The sequence below is a fragment of the Microbacterium sp. ZW T5_56 genome, from assembly GCF_044987425.1.
GTDB lineage: Bacteria > Actinomycetota > Actinomycetes > Actinomycetales > Microbacteriaceae > Microbacterium.
In genome coordinates, this window is the sequence record NZ_JBJDRI010000029.1 from 16,275 (window position 1) to 38,016 (window position 21,742).

Sequence of the window (21,742 nt, forward strand, 5' to 3'; positions counted from 1 at the left end):
CTCACACCGCCACCGGCGCGCTGATCTGCGGGTGGTGCTGGTAGTCGTGCACCGTGAAGTCCTCGAACTCGTAGTCGAAGATGCTGTCCGGGGTGCGCGTGAAAGTCAGCGTGGGCGACGGGTACGGCTCGCGTTCCAGCTGCGTGCGGACCTGTTCGAGGTGGTTGTCGTAGATATGGCAGTCGCCGCCGGTCCACACGAACTCCCCCGGCTCCAGCCCCGTCTGCTGCGCGATCATCCGCGTGAGCAGGGCGTAGGAGGCGATGTTGAACGGGACCCCGAGGAACATGTCGGCGGAGCGCTGGTACAGCTGGCACGACAGGCGCCCGTCGGCCACGTAGAACTGGAAGAACGCGTGGCACGGCGGCAGCGCCATGTTCGCGATCTCCGCGACGTTCCACGCCGACACGATGATGCGACGCGAGTCGGGATTGACTTTCAGCTGTTCGATGACCTGACTGATCTGGTCGATGTGCCCGCCGTCAGGGGTGGGCCAGGAGCGCCACTGCACGCCGTAGACCGGGCCCAGTTCGCCGTCTTCATCGGCCCATTCGTTCCAGATGCGCACACCGCGCTCCTGCAGCCAGCGCGCGTTCGAGTCGCCACGAAGAAACCACAGCAGCTCCAGGGCCAAGGACTTGAAATGCACGCGTTTGGTGGTGATGAGCGGGAAGGCATCGCCGGCGAGATCAAAGCGCAACTGGCGTCCGAAAACGCTCGTCGTCCCCGTGCCGGTGCGATCCGTCTTGTGGGTGCCATTCTCCAGCACGTCACGCAGCAGGTCCTCGTACGGGGTCGGGATGCTCATGCTCCGATCCTAGTTCGACCGATGACGCGCGGGCTCAGCGGGCGCGAATGACGAGCTCCGGGGTGACGAGCTTCCGCGCGCGCTGCGGGTCGGACGAAGCCGGCAGCACATGACGACCGTCGGGACCCATGAGCAGACGCAGCACGGCGCCAGCGACCTTCTCCGGGCGCTGCTCGACGCTTGACAGGCCCAGTGCTTCGGCGGCCGGCGTGTTGTCGAAACCGATGATCGGCAGAGAGCCGCGACCGGCCGAGGCAGCCGCGAGCAACGCACCGATGGCCAGTGAGTCGCTGGCGCACACCACCGCGTCCACCTCGTGGACTCCCGCGGTGGCTGCCTCGCGAGCCGCCGCGACGTCATCGACGCTGCGCCAGCGCGGACCGGTGGCGGAGGCAGCGGCCATCGCCTCACGCCAGCCGCGTTCGCGGTCGTCACCCGTTCCTGATCCCTCGGGCCAGCCAAGGAACGCGACGCGACGGCCATGCGTGAGCGCGTGCTCTGTGGCCTGTCGGGTACCCGCGGCGCCGTCGACATCGACCCACGGATGCGAGGGCTCCGCGCCGTCGTCCCAGGGCCGACCGAAGGCCACGAACGGCAGCCGACGCGACGCGAGGAAGGACGTCCGCGGGTCGCCGCGGAATGTGCCGGTGAGCACCGCCGCGTCGATCTCACCGCCGTCGGTGATCTCCGTGAGGCGAGCGACCTCCTCCTCCGGGGTGCGCGCGGCGTAGACGAGGATCCGCATGCCGCGGTCACTCGCACGTTCAGCCAGCGCATGGACAAAGCGGTCCAGCACCACGCCGGACACGCCACCGAGATACGGGTCGAGGTGGATGCCGATGGTTGAGCTGCGCTGCGTGCGGAGCATCCGTGCAGCGGCGTGGGTGCGGTAGCCGAGCTCCTCGATCGCCGCCGCGACGCGTTCGCGCGTGGCGGGACGCACGATGTCTGGCGAGTTCAGAACGTTCGAGACGGTCTGGCGTGACACACCCGCACGGCGAGCGACATCCTCCACCGTGGGAGCACGACCCATCGCGTCCCTCCTCTCCGATCCGGCACCTGCCTGCACATCATATGCGCCGCGCGGATGGGCTTGACACGACCGGACCGGTCTGCTTAATGTTTGTCCAACCTGAATTTGATCGTTCAAATTGGCCGTGTGCACATGCGCGGCGATGGACGATCGCGCACCTGAGCTCCCGAAGGAGAGAGTCATGACGAAGAACGCACGCACCCTGGTCGGTGCCGGTGCCCTGATCGCGGTGAGCGCCCTCACCCTCACCGCCTGCGGATCCGGATTCTCGTCCGGCGACACCACCGGTGACACCGGCTCGTCGGCCGGCGCGTCAGCTGGCACGGAGGGCGGGCTGACCAGCTCGGACAGCGCCCTCACCGTCCTCATCGGATCGTCGGGCGACGCGGAGACGAAGGCCGTCACCGACGCCGTGGCCGCGTGGTCGAAGGAGTCCGGCACCGAGGCCAGCGTGCAGGTGGCCAGCGACCTGAACCAGCAGCTGTCCCAGGGCTTCGCCGCCGGCAAGCCCGCCGATCTGTTCTACCTGTCCACCGATCAGATCGCCGGCTTCGCCCAGAACGGGTCGCTGAAGGCGTACGGTGACGAGCTCACCAACAAGAGCGACTTCTACCCGTCGCTGGTGCAGAACTTCACCGTGGACGGCCAGTTCTACTGCGCTCCGAAGGACTTCTCCACCCTCCAGCTCGTCATCAACACCGACCTCTGGAAGGCTGCCGGCCTCACCGACGCCGACCTCCCGAAGACGTGGGACGACCTCGCCGCTGTCGCGAAGAAGCTCACCACCCCCGAGCACGTCGGCCTCGCCTTCGGTGGCGAGTACGCCCGCGTCGGAGCGTTCATGGCCGAGGCCGGCGGCGGACTGGTCAAGGATGGCAAGGCCATCGCCTCCGATGAGGCCAACGTGACCGCCCTCGACTACGTCAAGACCCACCTCGCCGACGGCACCTTCGCCTTCGCGAAGGACGTCGGAGCCGGATGGGGCGGCGAGGCGCTGGGCAAGCAGTCGGCCGCGATGGTGATCGAGGGCAACTGGATCACCGGCGCGATGAGCAACGACTACGCCGGCGTGAACTACCAGGTGGCCGAGCTGCCGGAAGGCCCCGCGGGCAAGGGCACGCTGCAGTTCACCAACTGCTGGGGCATGGCGGCGGACAGCCCCAACCAGAAGGCGGCGCTCGACCTGGTGCAGTACTTGACCAGCGCCGACAGCCAGCTCGCGTTCTCGAAGGCCTTCGGCCCGATGCCGTCGATCCAGTCCGCTGCTGACGCGTGGAAGAGCGCCAACCCCGAGCTGGTGCCGTTCCTGGCCGGCGCGGAGTACGCGGGCTTCGTGCCGAACGAGGCAGGGGCCGCTGATGTCGTGAGCGACTTCAACTCCCAGCTGGAGTCCCTGAAGACCACCGAGCCGAAGACGATCCTCGATTCGACGCAGTCGAACCTCGAGGCCATCCTCAAGTAAGACGATGGCGACCCCGACCGCAGCGCCTCGCCGTGCTGGAGCCCGCGGGCTCCGGGGCGGCGAGGCCGCCGCCGGGTGGTTGTTCACCGCTCCGGTGATCGTCATCCTCGGCGTGTTCATGCTCATCCCCGTACTCATGGCCGTGTGGGTGAGCGTCTCCGACTGGGGCGGCCGCGGCAGCCCCCTGTCGAGCAGCGTCCGCTTCGTCGGCGGGGCCAACTACGCGGCCATCACCAGCGATGGCGGCCTGGCCACCAAGGACTTCGGCACGGCCCTGCGCAACAACGCCTGGTACGTGGTGCTGGTCGTCCCGCTGCAGACCGCGCTCTCCCTGTTCCTGGCCGTGCTCGTCAACCGCGCGGTGCTGCGCGGTCGAGGGTTCTTCCGCACGGCCTTCTACTTCCCCTCGGTCACCAGCTCCGTGGCCATCACGGTGCTCTGGCTGTTCCTCTTCAACGCCTCGGGCGCCGTGAACGCGGTGCTCGGCTGGTTCGGCATCAACGGACCGAACTGGTTCAACGACCCCTCCGGCATCCTGCAGAACTTCCTGCGTCTGTTCGGCGTGGAGCAGGGGCCAGAGGCGCTCACCAGCGGCGGATTCCTCGGCATCACGTGGTGGGACTGGCTGGCAGGTCCGTCCGTGGCGATGAGCGCCTACATCCTGATGGCCGTCTTCACCACCAGCGGAACGTTCATGCTGCTGTTTCTCGCGGGCCTCCAGAACATCGGCGGCGATGTCGATGAGGCGGCCATGATGGACGGGGCGAACGGCTGGCAGCGTTTCTGGCGGATCACCCTCCCCCAGCTGCGACCCACTCTGTTCACCGTGCTGACCCTCGGCCTCATCGGCTGCTGGCAGGTGTTCGACCAGATCTACACCGGAACCCAGGGCTCGCCCAGCAAGACCACGCTGACGCCGGCCTTCCTCTCTTACCAGGCGGCCTTCAAGAACCAGGAGTGGGGTCAGGGCGCCGCGATCGCCTTCATCCTGTTCGGCGTGATCGTGATCTTCACGCTCGTACAGCGCTGGGTGCTGCGTGACCGTCCGGTTTCGAAGCGCCGGATCCGCGCCTACCAGGTGCGACCGACGTCCGCGAAGGGAACATCGAAGTGACCGCCACCTCCGTTCTCGCTACCGCCCCAGGCACTCGCCTGCGGCATCTGCCACCGCGGCGCATCGTCGCGCAGGTGGTGCTGTACGCGCTGCTCATCCTCATGGCGTTGATCTACATCTTCCCCTTCCTGGTGGAGATCTCGACTTCGTTCAAGACCGACGGCGACGCCGCGCAGAACCCCGTGTCGCTGATTCCCTCGGTGTTCACCTGGGCTGCCTATGAGCGACTCTTCGCGAACTCCGACTTCCCGCTGTGGTTCGCCAACAGCACGATCGTGACGATCTTCGTCACCATCGGCCGCGTGTTCTTCGACTCGCTCGCCGGCTACGCGCTCGCTCGCCTGCAGTTCCGCGGACGGGCCGTCGTATACGGCGCACTGGTCGCGGTGATGTCGGTGCCCGCGGTGGTGCTGTTGATCCCGAAGTTCCTCGTGATCAAACAGCTGGGAATGTACGACTCGTACGCGGGCATGATTCTGCCGCTGCTGGTGGACGCCGCGGGAGTCTTCATCATGAAGAACTTCTTCGAGTCGATCCCGGTGTCCGTGGAGGAGCAGGCACGCATCGACGGTGCGGGCTCGTTCCGACTGTTCTGGTCGGTGGTACTGCCGATGGCACGCCCCGCGCTGATCACCATCATCATCCTGTCCTTCCAGGGCTCGTGGAACGAGCTGAGTCACTTCATCGTGTCGACCCAGTCCCCCGAGCTCACCACCCTCACCAAGGGTGTCGCCTCCCTCGCCAGCGGACAGCTGAGCCAGGGCAGCCAATACCCCATCAAGCTGGCGGCAGCGCTGATCATGACCATCCCCGTGGCCGTCATGTTCTTCGTCTTCCAGCGCCACATCATGAACTCCAGCGAAGGCGCGGTGAAGGAGTGATCTGTCACTCCCTTCCGCTTTCCGCACGATCTCCGAGGCACGCATGACTTCCCCCGCAGTACCCCGTCAGCCCCTGCTCGATGACGCCATCATCGCCCTGCACGCGCCCACCCAGGCGTGGTCAGGTCGCGATGGAGATATCGGCGACGCCGCGATCGACGGCATCTACCACGGCGATGTCCGCCACATCGGCTCGGTGCGGATCAGCGTGTCTGACTCGCGCATCGAGACCATCTCGCGCTCCAGCATCGACGCCGCCACGGTCGAGTTCGGCAGCGTGCTGCGTGGGCTCGATGATGACGGCGCCGACCCCAAGGTGCGTCTGATCCGCCGCCGCGAGGTGGGCGCAGGCGTGGTGAGGGAACGTCTCGGGCTGCACTCGCATCGGGATGTCCCGCTCAGCTTCTCTGTCACGGTGGAACTGGCGCCGGAGTTCGCGCCGATGCAGGACGTGAAGGCCGGACTCGCTGCTGCCACGCCGTGGCGCGCGGACGCCGTTGCTGCCTCCGATGCCAATCCGGGTCGGATCGAGGTGCGCTCCTCGGATGGGCATCGCTCGTTCATCGTGGAGGCTGCGGGCGCTGCCGCCACGGTGGCGGACGCGATCGTGCTGCGCTGGGACATCGAACTGGACCCGCGTGCCGTGATCGAGGTCGGATGGAGCGCCACGCTCACCGACGACACGCTGGTCGTGGGGGCGGCCGCGACCGCAGAGCTCCTCATTCCGCCAGCCGACGACCCCCGGCTCACACGATGGGTGCAGCAGGCGACGCAGGACCTGGCCGCGCTGCGTCTCGTGCTGCCGGCGCATCCTCAGGACGCGTTCTACGCAGCCGGTGCGCCGTGGTTCTTCACGCTGTTCGGTCGCGATTCGATCTGGGCCGCTCGCCTCGCGCTGGCCACGGATCCGGCGATCGCCGCCTCCACGCTCCGGGTGCTGGCGCGTCTGCAGGGGACGAAGACCGACCCGGCTACCGCTGAGCAGCCCGGGAAGATCCCGCACGAGCTGCGCAGCGCGCCGCTCAGCCTGCCGAACGAGGGTGTGCACCTGCCGCCGCTGTACTACGGAACGGTCGATGCGACTCCGCTGTGGGTGTGTCTGCTGGCGGACGCGCGCGATGCCGGCATGCCGGAAGCCGAGGTCCGCGATCTCGTTCCCGCCCTCCGCGCGGCGCTGACCTGGATCACCGACTTCGGCTCCGGGACCGGATCGGGCTTCCTCGACTACGTCGATGAGACCGGGCACGGGCTCGCGAATCAGGGCTGGAAGGACTCCGGCGACTCGATCCAATGGCGCGATGGCCGCCTGGCCGAAGGCCCGATCGCGCTGTGCGAAGTGCAGGCCTACGCCTACGAGGCGGCCGTGCGGGGCGCACAGCTTCTGGATGACCTCGGCGAGAACGGCGGAGACGAGCTGCGTGAGTGGGCCGCGGTACTCCGCGATCGTTTCCGCGAAGCATTCTGGGTCACGACGCCCGAGGGACGCTACCCCGCCATCGCGCTCGACGCACACGGTGCAGCGGTGGACTCGCTCACCAGCAACATCGGTCACCTCCTCGGCACCGGCATTCTCGACGCGGACGAAGAGCGCGCCTGCGCGGAGCTGCTGCTGGACGCATCCATGTCCAGCGGGTACGGCATTCGGACCCTGTCACTGGGTGCCGCGGGCTTCTGGCCGCTCAGCTACCACGGCGGCAGTGTATGGGCTCACGACACCGCGGTGGCGGTGCACGGCATGCTTCGCAGCGGCCTCCTCGCCGAGGCGCGTCAGGTTGCCGGACAGCTGGTGGATGCAGCCGAGGGGTTCGCGTATCGGATGCCGGAGCTGCACTCCGGCGACAGCCGCGACGCCGTCCCGTTCGCGACGCCGTACCCCGCCTCCTGCCGCCCACAGGCCTGGTCCGCCGCCGCCGCCATCGTCTGCGCCCAGGCCTACGCCGCGTCCTGAGCGCACTTCGTCTCGCCGAGCAAGCGCGCGGCGAGACGAAGCTGGCGCACCACGCGCGCTGCGCGTGATCTCCGCGTCAGTTCAGCTCCAGCTCCGTCATCACACGGTGGATGAGGTGTCGGTCGGCGTCGTCGAGCGGTTGGATCGGCAGCGGCAGGCATCCCCGCGGTGCAAGCCCAAGCTGCTCCGCGATCACCGCGATCACTCGGGAGCTTCCGCCGAATCGCGCGAACAGGTCCCACAGCGGTGCCAGGCGCTCCGATTCGCGGAGCGCGTCCTCGGCACGGCCCCGCTGGACCGCTCGCGTGATGGTCAGCGTCGGCACCGGAAGGGTTCCGCCCACGGCGGTGTACCACGCGTCGCATCCGGCAATCAGCCCCGCAGCCCCGAATGCGTCACCCGAGACGCCGATGGTGACGTGCGACGGAATGCTCGCCCGGATCGCGGCGACATGCGCGCGGGCTGCGTCGGGATCGCTCGGCACCCCGGGGATCTTCAGCGACGCGATGCCCGGCAAGGCACAGATTCGGGCGTAGAGCTCGGTGGTGAACGTGACGTGGGTGGTGCCGGGGTTGTCATAGACGATCACCGGAAGCTCGGTGGCGTCAGAGACCGCTCGGAAGAGCCCGAAAACATCGTCCGGCGATAACGGCACATAGCTCATCGGCGCCAGCAGTAGCCCGCGGGCACCCGCGGCCTCTGCGTGTGCGACGTTGGCCAACACGTCCGACGTGCGCAGTGCGCCGACGCCTATGACCACCGGGACATCTCCGGCGTGCTCGACGGCGAGCCGTGCGACGCGTTCACGCTCAGCCGTGGAGAGATACGCGGCTGCTCCGGTGGATCCGAGTGCGGTGATCGAGTCCACGCCCGCCATGACGAGGCGTTCCATCAGAGCAATGAAGGCACGCTCGTCCACGGTGTCATCACGCAGCGGCGTCAGCGGGAATGCGGACAGACCGGTGAACATCGTCGGCGTCATGCGACCAGCACCCGACTCGAGGCGTGAACGCCCCCTCCCAACGCGGCGATCAGCTCCTCGCTCGCGATCATCAGCTCCGCATCGCTGATCGGTGCGAGCACATCGAGGATGAAGACGGCGGTCCGCGTCTCGTCCGTGAGCGCCGTGCGTCGTCCCTGACGCCAGTTCCATCGACGGCAGGTGACGCCCTCGTCATCACGCCAGATCACCTCACCCTCGTCGGGATGCTCGATGACGATGCCGCCGTTGGATGCTGTGTCGAACCGCTCGTCCCCACGAGCGCGAACCAGGCGCGCGGGTCCGCGATAGTTCGCGAAGTCCTCGCCGCCGAGAGGGATCTGGTGCAGCACCGAGACGGCGTTGTAGATGTCGGTGAGCGGGTTCACGCGGGGAAGGCCGCCCACAGCGCGGCGCGTCAAAGCCTCCAGACTGTTGCGGGTGCGCTGCGGCTTGGCACCGAATGCCCGGTACGCCTCACGCCAGGCGGCGATGTGCGGCAGGTCCTCCACGGCCGCCTCGTTCACCAGCCGGCGAGCCTGCTCCTCAGCGCGCGCCACCAGTTCATCGGCCACAGCGTCACCCGCCCCGGGGACGATTCCGTCCACCACGATGAGATGGGCGCGATAGTCCGGCCGGAGGGCATGCACGGCGGAGTCCACCGCGCTCGCCGCCAGGAACTCCTCCGGACTGAGTGTGTGCGTCACGATCGTGCCCTTCCTGAAATTCGCGTGTCTTCCTCGAGTATGGGCGACGCGCCTCCGGCTCCGCCGCAGGACATCGCACAACGGGCGGTCTCGTGTCTGACGCACCAGACACCACCCGGGCGCATCCTGTCCCACCTGCGGAACCTCGCGACTACCGTGGCGCTATGGCTCTCTCGCATGATCCGCTCTGGCCGCGCGCCGGCTCGTGGCCGCTGGAATCACACCACTCCGCGCTCACGCTGCTCGGCGTCCCCGCGCACCTCACGTCCCTCTCACCGACGGGGGCGCACACCACGCCGGCCGCGATTCGCGAAGCCCTGCAGCGCTACTCCCCTGCCCTGGCCACCGACGTGATGGCCGACCTGGGAACGCTGCTCGTCTCTGATGCCGGTGACATCACCGATCCGGATTCCAGCGAGGGTGAGGCGCGCACGCGCGCGCGGGTCGCCGAGCTCGTGACGCGCACCGATCTGCTGGTCGCCCTCGGCGGCGACAACTCGGTGACTTATGCCACCGCGCAGGGGGCCGGCGCGGAGGCGTTGATCACCCTGGATGCGCATCACGATCTGCGCGACGGGGTCTCGAACGGCTCACCCGTTCAGAGGCTGATCGATGCTGGGCTGGCCGGAACCCAGGTTGTCCAGATCGGCATCGCCGACTTCGCGAACTCGTTCGCCTATGCCCAGCGCGCCCGGGACTACGGCATCACCGTGATCGGGGTCGACGAGGTGCGTCGGCGGGGCATCGGCGACGTGATCGCCGAGGCGCGTGACATCGTCGGCTCCGCCCGCACGCACCTCGATGTCGACGTCGATGTGTGCGATCGGTCGGTCGCTCCCGGATGCCCCGCGAGCATGCCTGGCGGTCTCGCGGCGTGGGAGCTTCGCGCGCTGGTGCGCGGTCTTGCCGCACATCCCACGGTGGTGTCTGCCGACATCGCCGAAGTCGACGCGACCGCCGACACCCCCGATGGCCGGACCGTACGCCTGGCCGCGCTCTGCGTACTCGAGATGCTGGCCGGGGTCGCGCTGCGCTGATCCGGTCTCTCGCGCATCAGTGGCTCCCGCCCGATCCGGGCGGGAGCCACTGCACGTCATGACGTCGATTCCGTCAGACCGCGGCCGGGGCGTGCGCGTCCTCGACTGCTGAGGGCCGCGCCTGCGCTGTGTTGGGGATGTGTGCGCGTGCCACGACGATGATCGCGATCACCATGAGCACCGCGCCCAGCCAGTAGGGTGCCGCGTGGCTCACGGTGGCGTAGAGCGCACCGGCGATCAGCGGGGCTACCGTTCCCATCGCCGCGTTGAGCGACTGCGTGGCTCCACCCAGCCAGCCCTGCTCATCGTCGCCGACGGCATTCGACATCGCACCGTCCATGGCGGCCTGCGATGCACCTTGGCCCGCGGCCAGCATCAGCGCTCCGACGATGAAGATCCACGGTTGGGCGAACATCGATGCCACGATCGCGAGCCCGCTGAGACCGATGATCTGCGCCACGATGCCGCTGATGATCACCCCGCGCTCCCCGATGCGCGGCAGCAGAACGCCCAGTAGCCAGCCCTGAATCACGATGTCGATGATGCCGACGGCCGCCGTCAGCAGGCCGATCGCGGTCGGTCCCCAGTGGATGGAGTCCAGGGCGAGCACGCTGAAGTTGTTGACGAAGAAGCCGAACGGGAGCGCGAGCAGCCCGAAGCCGATCATGAGGCCGCGCAGCTCCCGACGTCCGAAGGCATCCCGGAACACCGCGAACGGCTGGAGGTCGCGCAGTCGGATCGCCGCGATGCGGTTCTCCGGTTCGAGGCTCTCGGGCAGCAGGAAGATGCTCAGCACGGCGATCACCAGCGCGATTCCGGCGGTGACGAAGACGGGCAGGTCAACACTCACCGCAGCCAGGAGTCCACCGACGGCGGGCCCGACCATCGTGCCGATACCCGACAGCGCACCGAGCAGTCCGAACCTCTGTGCCCGCTTCTCGGGTGGGGTGATGTCGGCGAGATAGGCGAATAGCGCGGGCAGGTCGCCGGCCGTGACGCCCTGGATCACTCGCGCGAGCAGGAGCACCCACAGAGCGCCGCCGATTCCGAACAGGGTCATGCCGATCGCGGCGCCGAAGGACGCCACGATGATGACCGGCCGGCGTCCGAATCTGTCCGAAAGGCGACCCAGGAAGGGAGCCACCAGGAACGCGCAGAGACCGTTGACGGCTTCGAGGACGCCCACCCAGAGGGCGAGGTCGTTCTCGTTGGCGACGTACTGCAACACGACGAAGGGCAGCACGGGAAGCACGACCGTCATTCCGGCGGTCGTGAGCATCGTGAGGACGACGAGCATGATCCACGCGCGCTTCGCACGCGCCGAATCGGCTACATTCACTGAAGTCATGCCGTAACTGTACTCGTACCAGTTTTGAAATCAAGCCAGTTTTGCATCGGATTCGGTTAGAGTGGGCATATGACCGCTTCCGCACCGCTCGGCCGACGCGAACGCAAGAAGGCCGCCACCCGCAAGGCCATCTCCGACGTGGCGACAAAGATGTTCCTGGAGCGCGGCTTTGACGCCGTGAGCATCCGCGAGGTGGCGGACGCCGCGGATGTGTCTCCCACGACGGTGTTCGCGCACTTCCCGCAGAAGGAGGCGCTCGTCTTCGATGAGGATGATGAGCAGCGCGATCGACTCGTCTCCGCCGTCCGTGATCGACCTGCGGGAACCAGCATCACCGCCGCGATCTACGAGTTCTATGCCACCGAGATCCGCATCTCCAGCGAAGAACACGGTGAGGATGTCGCCCGAGTCTTTCTCCGCTTCGTCGATGAGACGCCCGCGCTGCGGGAGTACGCCGCCAAGATGTGGCTGCGCTACGAGGACGCCCTCGCCGACGTGATCGCGGAGCAGTACGGCCTCACGACCGCGACCCCGGCGATCCGCACCTACGCGCGCTTCGTCCTGCAGATGCAACAGCTGGTGACGGGCAGCGAGGATGAGCTGCGGTACCTCGAAGCAGGTTTCGACGTGCTGGAGCACGGTTGGGCGTCCGTGGAGAAGCGGATCATCGCCGGCGAGCGGTGAGATCCTCGACGCCGGCACCGGGCGCGCCCAGAATGGAGCCAGGTGCGCACGACGAAACGGAGGCACCATGGTCACTCTCGCTCTGATCCGACACGCGAAGTCCGACTGGGATGATCCTTCGCTCAGCGATCACGACCGCCCCCTGAATCCGCGCGGACGTCGTGATGCACCACGCATGGCGGCACTCGTCGCCGCACGCGCCTGGCGGCCAGAACTGATCCTGGCGAGCACCGCGGTTCGGGCCCGCACGACAGCCGCCGAGTTCGCCGCCGCTCTCGATACGCCACTGGAGCTGCGGGAGGAGCTGTATGGCGCATCATCCAGCACGCTGTGGTCTGCGGCGGTGAACTCCGGGGTCTCGGACGTGGTGGTTGTCGCGCATGACCCGGGCATCAGCATCCTCGCTCGAGAGCTGTCGGAGCAGGCACCGCTGATGCCGACCTGTGCCGTGGCGGTCTTCGAATGGCACGGAGCCGACTGGTCGGAGGCCGCGAACCGTGACCCCGACGTGGTGCGCTACGACATCCCGCGTGACGAGTCCTGACCGCAGCACGCCGTCATCGCATGTCCGAACCTCCAAGATCCTTCGTCATCCCCGCGCAGATCCTCCGTGCGTTTGACATCGAAGCGACTCGCGCCTGGGCGGCCGGGCTGTCAGCGACGACTCACGACCTGCTCGAGGCATGGGAGCTTCGCCCGGACGGCACGGTCCTCTCGGGCGAAGCAGGGGTCGTCGTGCCGGTACGTCGCGCAGACGATTCGCCCGCCGCGCTGAAGATCCAGCCGCCACGGACCGAGACGACGGCCGCGATCCTCGGCCTTACCCGGTGGGATGGTCGCGGCAGCGTGCAGCTTCTGGACAGCGACGCGGACCGCGGCGCGATGCTGCTCGAGCGACTTCACGCGGATCGCAGCCTGGAGAGCGCGCCGGAGGACGAGTCGATTCGGATCGTGGGCTCTCTCCTCTTGCGCCTCCACAGCGCACCCGCGCCCACCGGGCTCCCGCAGGTGGGAGCCGTTGTCGACGAGATGACGGCGAACGTGCCCGGGGCCCTGCGACTGCTGACACAGGACGATCGTTCCCGCGTGGATCGCTGGCTGCAGGTGATGGCCGAAGTCCGCCCCGAACCCGGCGACCGTCTGCTGCACTGGGATCTGCATCACGGCAATGTGCTCGCCGCGGATCGTGAACCGTGGCTGGCGATCGATCCGGAACCGCTCGTCGGTGACCCCGGGTTCGATCTGTGGCCCGCTCTCGACAGCGGGTGGAGCGCCGATGAGACGGTCACCGACGCGGGTCGGATCGTGCGACGACGCTTCGACGTCCTCACCGAGATGCTGGGCCTGGACCGTGCCCGTGCGGCCGCGTGGACCACGGCACGCCTCCTCCAGAACACGCTGTGGGACATCGAAGACGGCCACACCGCGATCAGCGCGGCCGCCATCGTCATCGACGACGCTCTCAAGCCGTCACGCCAGTGAAGCGAGCTCCGATTCGAAGCGGGCGAGCGCGGCCCGGCCTTCAGAGATCGGCAGCATGACGTGCACGTGCATCATGTGTGCGTCCTCGAGGTACGTGACGGAGGACCCCGCCTCCGCCATCGCCGCCACGAGTGCCCGGCTCTGGTGCACCAGCACGTCATCCGTGCCGGTGATCACCCACGTGCGCGGCAGCTGGCGGAGATCGCCCAGAACCGGGCTCACGCGCGAGTCCGTCAGCGGCAGCTCGCCGGCGTATGCGCGAGCCGCAGCGGACAATCGGCCGTAATCGAGCATCGGATCGTCTCGGGTATCGCGCTCCTCCGGCCGCTCCATTCGCAGATCGACCCACGGTGCGAACAGTCCGAGGAGGGCGGGGACGCTCACCCCCGCGGCCTGAGCCTCTTGCACCACGGCGAGCGCCAGCCCGCCACCGGCGGAGTCCCCGATGACCGCGATCCGCTCCCTCGACCACTGCGCAAGCACCGCCGCGTACACGTCGCGCATCCGGGGCACGGTCACGGCCGCGGTCTGGCGCGGCGCCAGCCGATAGGCGGGAACCCACACTTCAGCGTCGAGCCTGCGTACGAACCGCGTCACGAGCTGCCAGACACCGGTGTGGGATTCCTCGATGTAGCCGCCACCGTGGAGAAAGAGCACCGCAAAACGTGGTTCTCGCGCCCGCGGTCGCAGCACGTGCACGTTCGTGCCGGCGAGATCCCGCACCTCCGCGACGACGCCGCGCATCGCAGAGCGCGGGGGTTGCGGCGCAGGACGACCATCGACTTCGCCGCGAGCGGCTGCCTCGACCGTCGCTTCGATCGGCTCGGTGTTCTTCATCGCGGAGACGATGCGCCGCAGCACCCTGCTGCGCAGTGACGGTCGCGTGCTCATTCGCGGAACTCGTGCTCTCCCGCGAGCAGCGCGTGCTCGGCACCGCTGGGAAGGACCACCGTGGCGGTGGTGCCCGGGGGAACCGTCACAGACAGCGTGAAGACACCCGCCACGATCTCCCAGGCCGACACGATGCGCCCGTGGCGCGTCACCAGCTCAGCGCGCGCCGAGCTCAGCCCGCCGCCGGGACGCGGAGTGACCGCGAACGTCCGGTACCCCGGATCCACCACCTGAATTCCCGCGACGTGTTCATGCAGGAACGTGATCACCCCGCCGATCGAGTAGTGATTGAGGGAACCGTGCGGCACCCCGTCCTCATCCACGCCGTTCCAGGACTCCCACACCGTCGTGGCACCGCGATCCAGCATCGTCATCCATCCCGGAGCTCCGTCCCGCAACAGCAGCTCATACGCGAGGTCCGTCTCGCCGTGCTGGGCAAGCACCGGCAGGAGAAGCGCCGTGCTGAGGAAGCCGGTGGACAGATGCGTATCACGGTCCCGAATGAGCTCCACGAGGCGAGCGACGACGACGTTCCGGAGACGCTCCGGCACGAGATCGAAAGCCAGCGCGCGCGCATAGTTCGCCTGGGACTCGACCGTGAGACGCCCGGTCGAGTCGATGAACTCGGTCTGCCAGGCGTCGCGGACGTTCGCCGCCAGCGCCGCGTAGGCGCTCTCCGTTTCGTGGTCGCCGAGCGCGGCCGCGGCCTGGCTGGTGATCACGGCCGAGCGGAAGAGATAGGCGGTGGCGATGATGCCCGGGTCGGCGAACGGATCGAACGTGGTGTCCGGTTCCAGCCACTCCCCCCAGTGGAACCCGGAGTCCCAGAGGTAGCGCTCATGCGGAGCCGGATCAGGACGGCTCTCCGCCCGGGTGCTGTGCCGTGCCGTCGCGGCGACACCGGCGGCATAGTCGACCCATCGGGTCATCATCGGGAGCGCCTCGGCCAGAACGGCAGGATCGCCCGAGCTCAGATACACCTGCCAGGGCACGATCGTGGCGGCATCGCCCCAGCCGGCTGACCCGTCGAACGAGAAGGGAATCGCGGGGTTGATCACGACCCCGCTGTTCGGTGCCACGTTGGTCACACAGCCGTCGTCCCGCTGATCGTCGGCCAGCGATCCCAGCCATTTCCGCGCGAATCCCTCGATGTCATCGAGGAATGCCGCGGCGCGGGCGAAGATCTGGAAATCACCGGTGTATCCCCACCGCTCGCGCTGCGGGCAGTCGGTGGGGATGTCACACGTGTTCGCGTCCCAGCTGGCCACGGCGATCTCGTGCAGGCGGTTCACGCGCTCGTCGGATGACGAAAACGAGCCGGTACGCGGCAGATCACTACGCACCAGGACCGCCGTGATCTCGTCGGCGGCGAGATCGGCATCCACTCCGTCCACCGCGACGTAGCGGAATCCGTGCGTGGTGTGGCGGGGGTCGAAGACGTCGCTGTCGTCACCACGGGAGATCACGCGGTCGATCTGACCGGTGGGCAGCGGTGTGGGATCGGGATACGACACGAACGCCAGGTGATCCAGTGTGAGATCTCCGTCAGCATCCAGGGCTTCGCCGTGCGTCAGCGTGACCGTGTTGCCTGCTGGGCCAAGGTGGTGCAACCGCACCCAGCCGTTGAGGTTCTGTCCGAAGTCGACGATCTGCCTCCCGCTGGGCAGCCGCATGATCCGAACGGGTGGATACTCGCGAACCCTCCGGACGGGCGGGGCAGGCGAGAATCCCAGGCGCGCGCGGTCCGCTGTCAACGGGTCATCGGACAGCACCGTGCGCGCCCACTCCGCGGTGTCGCGTCGTCGGAGATCCACCGCCTGCCCGTCCATCAGGTCCGCCGTCACGATCTCGCCGATCCGGACCTCCCAGGTGGCGTCGGTGACGACCACGCGCTCCCGCTCGTCGGCCGTGAGAGCGGCGATCAAAGCCGTGTGCTCGCCGTAGTTGTCCCCGACCCGGCTGGGACCGCACCGGCCGCGGAACCAGCCGTCCGTCACGACGAATCGAAGCTCGTTCGCCCCGGAGCGAAGCAGATCGGCGACCTCGTAGCGCTGGACGAAGAGCGTCTTGTGATAGCTGGTGGCACCGGGGGTCAGCTCCTGGTCACCGACGCGCCGGTCGTTGAGGTACGCCTCATAGATGCCGTGTGCGGTCGCCGTGAGAACCGCACGCGTGGGAGCGGAGGTCAGGTCAAAGGTGGTTCGGAACTCGTAGCCGGGCCGCTCGCCCCAGGGGAACGGCTGCGGTTCGTGCGCCTGAATCCAGTGGGCGCGATCCAGAGCGTGGGCTGCTGCTGTCGTCATGAGATCTCTCCGGATCGGGGGGATCAGTGCCGACGGCTGAGCGCGACCAGCTGCTGCAGCGCCTCATCGGAGATGTCCACGCCCGGGAACCGGGCGAACTGGCCCATCGGCATCGACTCCACCATCCGCAGCATGTGGGAGTTCTCCTCTGCGGCCGCTTGCTGCTCCGCAGGGACCGCGGCCATCATGGCCGCGGTGAGCGCGGGTCCCACGACCGGGTGCCCGAACCATTCCGCCACCGTGGAGTCGAGGCCCAGCGGACCGGGGCGATCCACGTCGCCGTCAAGAAGCGCGTCCGCACTGTCGATGACTTCTGCGGACGAGCGCGCGAGCTCGATCCGATAGGCTCCGGGCTGCACCCACCAGCGCGACTTCGGCGCGTCCCAGAAGGCGAAAGCACGACTGTCGAGTTCCACCTCGACGATCGCCTCCTCACCTGGCTCGAGATACACCTTGCGGAAGGCGGCGAGCTCGCGCACTGGACGACGAACCCCGGACGGTGCCGGTGCCACATACAGCTGAACCACTTCGGCACCAGCGACAGCTCCCACGTTGCGCACGGTGACTCGGACCGTCACGCTCGCGGTGCCGGTCACCTCCACCTGCACGGCGTCGTGCGCGAACCGCGTGTAACTGAGGCCATGTCCGAAGGGGTAGCGCACCGCCGTCCGAGTGGTCGTGTAATAGCGGTAGCCGACGAAGACGCTCTCGCCGTACCGGACCGTCTCGTTCTCACCGGGGAAGGTGAGGAACGACGGAGTGTCTTCCAGTCGGAACGGGATCGATTCGGCCAGACGTCCGGACGGATTCACCCGGCCGGTCAGGATGTCCGCGATCGCCCCACCGCCGGCCTGCCCGAGAGCCCAGCCCTCCACGATCGCGTCGACGCGGTCGTGCCATGGCTCGAGCGTCACGACGCCACCGTTGGAGAGAACGACCACCGTCCGACCCGCCCGACCGGCGACGGCCTCGATGAGCGCCACCTGATCGGCACGAAGGTCGAGATCCGTCCGATCGAACCCCTCGGACTGCTCCGTCTCGGAGAGCCCGACGAAGATCACCGCGACGTCGGCTGCCTCCGCGGCAGCCACGGCTTCGTCCCTCAGCTGCTGGACGCGAGTGGCATCTCCATACCCCGGGGCGTAGGACACGGCGTTCGCGCCCAGCAGCTGACGAAGCTCATCCAACGGGATGTCGACGCGGGTGGGGTTGACGTGTGAACTTCCGCCACCCTGGAACTGCGGCTCGACGGCAAGCACGCCGAGCACAGCGACGCGCTCCCCCGCCCGCACCGGCAGCGCATCGTTCTCGTTGCGCAGCAGCACGACGGAGCCCGCAGCCGCTCGACGTGCAAGGGCGTGATGCTCATCGGCGTCGATCTCCGCAGACTGCTCCGGCAGGGTCGTGCGCTCGACCAGCGTCGTCACGCGAGAGATCGCGCGTTCCACGACGGCCGGATCCAGACGCCCATCTCGCACGGCGGCCAGGATCGCCGTCGTCCCTTCGTCGCCCGTCCCGGGCATCTCCAGGTCCAGACCGGCCGCGAGCGCCACGACGCGATCCTTGATCGCGCCCCAGTCGGAGACGACTGCGCCATCGAAACCCCACTCGCCGCGGAGCAGATCGGTGAGCAGCCAGGCGTTCTCCGAGGCGAAGACACCGTTGATCGCGTTGTAGGCGCTCATCACGCTGGTGGGCGATGCCTCGGTGACCACGCGCTCGAAGGCGGGCAGGTAGATCTCCCGCAGCGCGCGATCATCGACCTCGGCGCTCACCCGCATCCGATCGGTCTCCTGGCTGTTCACCGCGAAGTGCTTCACCGAGGTACCCACACCGGTCGACTGCACGCCGTGCACATACTCGGTGGCCAGCACCCCGGCCAGGTGCGGATCCTCGGCGAGATACTCGAAGTTGCGCCCACCGAGGGGTGAGCGCTTGATGTTGATCGCGGGGCCGAGCAACATGTTCACGCCGAGGGCACGTGCTTCGGCGCCGAGCGCCACGCCGACCTCGCGAATCAGCTCAGGGTCCCAGCTGGAGCCGAGGGCGGCCCCCGTCGGGAAGCACGTGGCCGGCACAGATTCGTAGATCCCGAGGTGGTCGGCCGTGTCCTTCTGACGACGCACCCCGTGCGGACCGTCCACCATCACCATGGACGACACCCCTTCCGTCTCGCGCGTGGACCAGAAATCGCGCCCGGACAACAGGGCGACGCGCTCCACGAAGCTCGGATCGGTGTCGTCCTGCGCGACCACGAAGATGTCGGCGGGGATATCGACGCCCGCGGTGAGCGCTGCGAATCCGCGCTCCAGGTCGGAGAGCACGGCGGCGGGGTCGGGGAGCATTCCGGTGATCTGCCGCGCTGTGGTGTCCTCCTGCCCCCGGAGGCCACCCGACATGTGCTCCGCGGCACCCGGCACCCATTTGCCGATCACACCGGTGAGAATTGCAAGCGCATCCTTGTCGTCGACGATGTCGGCCATCCGCGAGTCCACGGTGAAGACGCGGGCGACGACCGCATCCACTGCGAACGGCTCCGCGTGTTCGTGTTCGCCCGGTCCGACCGCGAACACCGCACCGGATGGGAGAACGATCTCCGCGGTGGTGCCGATCGGCACCGTCGCACGGACGCTCACGAGCCCGTCATTCAGAACCCACCCCGCCGAAGCGGTGCCATACGGCGTTCGAAGCGTGGCAGCAGCCCTCGTCAGTCCCCGCCGTGGAGGTTGCGGAGCGATGCGCAGCGAACGATATCCGGGGGCCGCGGGTGCAAGGCCGGCCACCACACGATGCATCCAGTCGGCCACCGCCCCGAACGCGTAATGGTTGAAGGACGTCATCCCGCTGGGGTTCACCGTTCCGTCCGGAAGCAGTGAGTCCCATCGCTCCCAGATGGTCGTGGCTCCATGGGTCACGGCGTAGAGCCAGGACGGCGCCTCGGTCTGCATCAGCAGACGGTAAGCGACATCCACGTGCCCGTTGGCGCTCAGCGCGTCGGTGATGATCGGGGTTCCAATGAACCCGGTGGCGATCCGGTACCCGTTCGCGGCGACGATCTCGGCCAGTCGGTCGGCCGCGTGCTGGCGCTCATCGGCTTCGTCCAGCAGATCGAACGCCAGGGCGAGAGCGTAAGCGGTGGCCGAGTCGGAGAGCAGCCGACCGGAGCGCGACACATATTCGCGCTGGAATGCGGTCCTCACGTCGTCCGCGAGCGCCGCGTATGTGCGGGCATCTTCCTCGCGACCGAGGAGCGCCGCCGCATCGGCGACGATCCGCGCGGAGCGTGCGAAGTAGGCCGTCGCGACGATCTCAGGATAGGTCTGCGCCTGCTCGGGACGATTCGCCGGCGCGGCGGGATCCAGCCAGTCGCCGAACTGGAATCCCGCGCTCCAGATGCGATCGGCGCCGGCAGCAGCCGTCACCTCGTCCACCCACGAACGCATGCTGTCGAACTGCTGGTCCAGCACTCCGAGGTCGCCATACGCCTGGTACAGCACCCAGGGGACGACCGTGGCGGCGTCTGCCCAGCCCGCAGTGGGGCCGGTGTATCCGGTGACGATCGCGGGGACCACCATCGGGGTTCCGCCGTAGTGCCGTTGCTCGGCGGCCAGGTCCTTCAGCCAGGAGCTGAGGAATCCCGCGGAGTTGTAGAGGTAGCTCGCCGTCGGAGCGAAGATCTGCAGGTCACCTGTCCACCCCAGCCGCTCGTCACGCTGCGGGCAGTCAGTGGGGACGTCGACGAAGTTGCCGCGCATGCCCCACACCACGTTGTCGTGCAGTCGAGCCACCAACTCGTCGTCGGTCTCGAACCATCCGGTGCGCTCCAGGTCGGAGTGCAGCACCTCGGCGACGACAGCGTCCGGATCGAACGAACCAGGCCACCCGGTGACCTCCGCGTAGCGGAAGCCGTGGAAGGTGAAGCGCGGCGCCCAGGTCTGCGCGTCTCCGCCACCGAGCACGTAGACGTCGGTCGCCTTCGCGGCGCGCAGCGGCCCCGTGGCCAGCTCGCCGTGCTCCAGCACTTCGGCGTGGCGCAGTGTGATGCTCGTGCCCGCCTCGCCGGACACGGTCAGCCGCAGGCGACCCACCAGGTTCTGGCCGAAGTCGAGGATGGTCGCGCCGGACGGCGAGGTAAGCACCTGTTGCACGGCACGGGTCTCGACGACGCGCACCGGCGGGCCGTCGGGGGCCACGAGTTCGGCGTCCCCGCGCTCTCGAATGACGACAGGGTTCCATTCGGCGGTGTCAGCCCCGGGGCGGCACCACGATGGATCGTGCAGCCGCGCGTCGAAGGTCTCGCCGTTGTAGATGTCGGCGGTCATGATCGGGCCCGGGCCAGCCGTCCACTCGGGGCCCGTGGCCACCGTCTGCACGGTGCCGTCGGCGTACTCGATCTCCAGCTGTGCCAGCAGGCTCAGCTGCGAACCGTACAGCGCCTTCTTATCGCCCCAGCCCAGGTAGCCACGCCACCAGCCATCACCCAGCCACGCGCCGACGACGTTCTGGCCCGATGCCAGCATCCGGGTCACGTCGTAGGTGACGTACCTCAGGCGGGACTCATATGCGCTCCATCCAGGCGCGAACTCATCGTCACCGACACGCTCGCCGTTGATCTCCAGCTGAAACAGGCCGTGGCCGGTGGCGTAAAGACGCGCCCGCAGGATCTCGCCATGCTGGGCGGCGAACTCAGTCCGCACCCGCGGAGAGGCGATCGCGTCCTCCGCGGGGCCGACGAACTGAGCCGACCAGTCGCTCGCGCTGAGGAGCCCGGCCTCCACGACCGACCACTCGCTCCACTCGCTCGCCTCTGCCCCGTCATTGAAGACCCGAACGCGAACCTCCCGACGCTCGCGGGAGGCGAGGTCGGCGAACGGCCACGCCACCAGCACGGAGTCAGCGGAGGCGATACGGACGACGTCGCCGCCGCGCTGCTGCACCTCGTAGGCGCTCTGCACCCAATCGCCGGGGGCAGTGGTGGTCCACGACAGCCGTGGGCGGGACTGCCCGATCCCGACGGCGTGGCGGTGGTGTTCGAATCGGACAGGGGTGACGTGAACAGACATCG

16 protein-coding genes are annotated in these 21,742 nt (G+C 68.1%); 8 read left to right on the forward strand and 8 right to left on the reverse strand.

Annotated features, from left to right (window positions below; genetic code table 11):
- Nucleotide 1: 1 nt before the first annotated feature.
- Nucleotides 2-808 (reverse strand): thymidylate synthase, encoded by an 807-nt coding sequence (locus tag ACI3KU_RS13905; RefSeq protein ID WP_404922900.1) that lies wholly within the window; start codon nt 806-808, stop codon nt 2-4.
- Nucleotides 809-842: 34 nt separating this feature from the next.
- The gene (locus tag ACI3KU_RS13910; RefSeq protein ID WP_404922901.1) at nt 843-1,841 is read right to left on the reverse strand and encodes a LacI family DNA-binding transcriptional regulator; all 999 of its coding nucleotides are present in this window, start codon (nt 1,839-1,841) and stop codon (nt 843-845) included.
- A 181-nt stretch (nt 1,842-2,022) separates the two neighbouring features.
- Here ACI3KU_RS13910 and ACI3KU_RS13915 point away from each other — a divergent pair, with 181 nt between their 5' ends.
- The 4 genes from ACI3KU_RS13915 to ACI3KU_RS13930 are packed head-to-tail and all read left to right on the forward strand — an operon-like array spanning nt 2,023 to nt 7,246.
- The gene (locus ACI3KU_RS13915) at nt 2,023-3,303 is read left to right on the forward strand and encodes an extracellular solute-binding protein (RefSeq protein WP_404922902.1); all 1,281 of its coding nucleotides are present in this window, start codon (nt 2,023-2,025) and stop codon (nt 3,301-3,303) included.
- 4 nt (nt 3,304-3,307) lie between these two features.
- Nucleotides 3,308-4,417 carry a carbohydrate ABC transporter permease gene (locus tag ACI3KU_RS13920; RefSeq protein WP_404922903.1) on the forward strand — a complete coding sequence of 370 codons (1,110 nt, stop codon included), beginning with the start codon at nt 3,308-3,310 and terminating at the stop codon, nt 4,415-4,417.
- A gap of 38 nt (nt 4,418-4,455) precedes the next feature.
- Nucleotides 4,456-5,298, forward strand: coding sequence for a carbohydrate ABC transporter permease (locus ACI3KU_RS13925; RefSeq protein WP_404922935.1), 843 nt, complete (start codon nt 4,456-4,458; stop codon nt 5,296-5,298).
- Nucleotides 5,299-5,341: 43 nt separating this feature from the next.
- A complete protein-coding gene (locus ACI3KU_RS13930; RefSeq protein WP_404922904.1) occupies nt 5,342-7,246 on the forward strand; it encodes a glycogen debranching N-terminal domain-containing protein in 1,905 nt (634 codons plus the stop codon).
- Between the two features lie 76 nt (nt 7,247-7,322).
- On the opposite strand, the gene ACI3KU_RS13935 is transcribed toward ACI3KU_RS13930, so the two are convergent.
- Both ACI3KU_RS13935 and ACI3KU_RS13940 read right to left on the reverse strand, forming a co-directional pair.
- Complete coding sequence (locus ACI3KU_RS13935; protein WP_404922936.1) at nt 7,323-8,216, reverse strand: dihydrodipicolinate synthase family protein; 894 nt, start codon at nt 8,214-8,216, stop codon at nt 7,323-7,325.
- 8 nt (nt 8,217-8,224) lie between these two features.
- Entirely contained in the window at nt 8,225-8,932 is a 708-nt protein-coding gene (locus ACI3KU_RS13940; RefSeq protein WP_404922905.1) for a B3/4 domain-containing protein, read from the reverse strand.
- 164 nt (nt 8,933-9,096) lie between these two features.
- Here ACI3KU_RS13940 and ACI3KU_RS13945 point away from each other — a divergent pair, with 164 nt between their 5' ends.
- Nucleotides 9,097-9,969: an arginase family protein gene (locus tag ACI3KU_RS13945; protein WP_404922906.1), complete on the forward strand. Its 873-nt coding sequence runs from the start codon at nt 9,097-9,099 to the stop codon at nt 9,967-9,969.
- 73 nt (nt 9,970-10,042) lie between these two features.
- On the opposite strand, the gene ACI3KU_RS13950 is transcribed toward ACI3KU_RS13945, so the two are convergent.
- A complete protein-coding gene (locus ACI3KU_RS13950; protein WP_404922907.1) occupies nt 10,043-11,317 on the reverse strand; it encodes an MFS transporter in 1,275 nt (424 codons plus the stop codon).
- A gap of 69 nt (nt 11,318-11,386) precedes the next feature.
- Between ACI3KU_RS13950 and ACI3KU_RS13955 the strand changes: the two genes are divergently transcribed.
- The 3 genes from ACI3KU_RS13955 (at nt 11,387) to ACI3KU_RS13965 (ending at nt 13,483) form a co-directional block, all read left to right on the forward strand.
- Nucleotides 11,387-12,001 carry a TetR/AcrR family transcriptional regulator gene (locus ACI3KU_RS13955; RefSeq protein WP_404922908.1) on the forward strand — a complete coding sequence of 205 codons (615 nt, stop codon included), beginning with the start codon at nt 11,387-11,389 and terminating at the stop codon, nt 11,999-12,001.
- Nucleotides 12,002-12,068: 67 nt separating this feature from the next.
- Nucleotides 12,069-12,545 carry a SixA phosphatase family protein gene (locus ACI3KU_RS13960; RefSeq protein ID WP_404922909.1) on the forward strand — a complete coding sequence of 159 codons (477 nt, stop codon included), beginning with the start codon at nt 12,069-12,071 and terminating at the stop codon, nt 12,543-12,545.
- A 20-nt stretch (nt 12,546-12,565) separates the two neighbouring features.
- Complete coding sequence (locus ACI3KU_RS13965) at nt 12,566-13,483, forward strand: aminoglycoside phosphotransferase family protein (RefSeq protein ID WP_404922910.1); 918 nt, start codon at nt 12,566-12,568, stop codon at nt 13,481-13,483.
- On the opposite strand, the gene ACI3KU_RS13970 is transcribed toward ACI3KU_RS13965, so the two are convergent.
- Genes ACI3KU_RS13970 through ACI3KU_RS13980 form a run of 3 tightly spaced genes read right to left on the reverse strand, consistent with a single transcriptional unit; the run spans nt 13,472 to nt 21,740 of the window.
- Complete coding sequence (locus ACI3KU_RS13970; RefSeq protein WP_404922911.1) at nt 13,472-14,374, reverse strand: alpha/beta hydrolase fold domain-containing protein; 903 nt, start codon at nt 14,372-14,374, stop codon at nt 13,472-13,474. The two genes, ACI3KU_RS13965 and ACI3KU_RS13970, sit on opposite strands and share 12 nt — an antisense overlap.
- Nucleotides 14,371-16,677: a family 78 glycoside hydrolase catalytic domain gene (locus ACI3KU_RS13975; RefSeq protein WP_404922912.1), complete on the reverse strand. Its 2,307-nt coding sequence runs from the start codon at nt 16,675-16,677 to the stop codon at nt 14,371-14,373. Before ACI3KU_RS13975 ends, ACI3KU_RS13970 begins: the two co-directional genes overlap by 4 nt.
- 23 nt (nt 16,678-16,700) lie before the next feature.
- Nucleotides 16,701-21,740, reverse strand: coding sequence for a family 78 glycoside hydrolase catalytic domain (locus ACI3KU_RS13980; protein ID WP_404922913.1), 5,040 nt, complete (start codon nt 21,738-21,740; stop codon nt 16,701-16,703).
- Between the last annotated feature and the right edge of the window lie 2 nt (nt 21,741-21,742).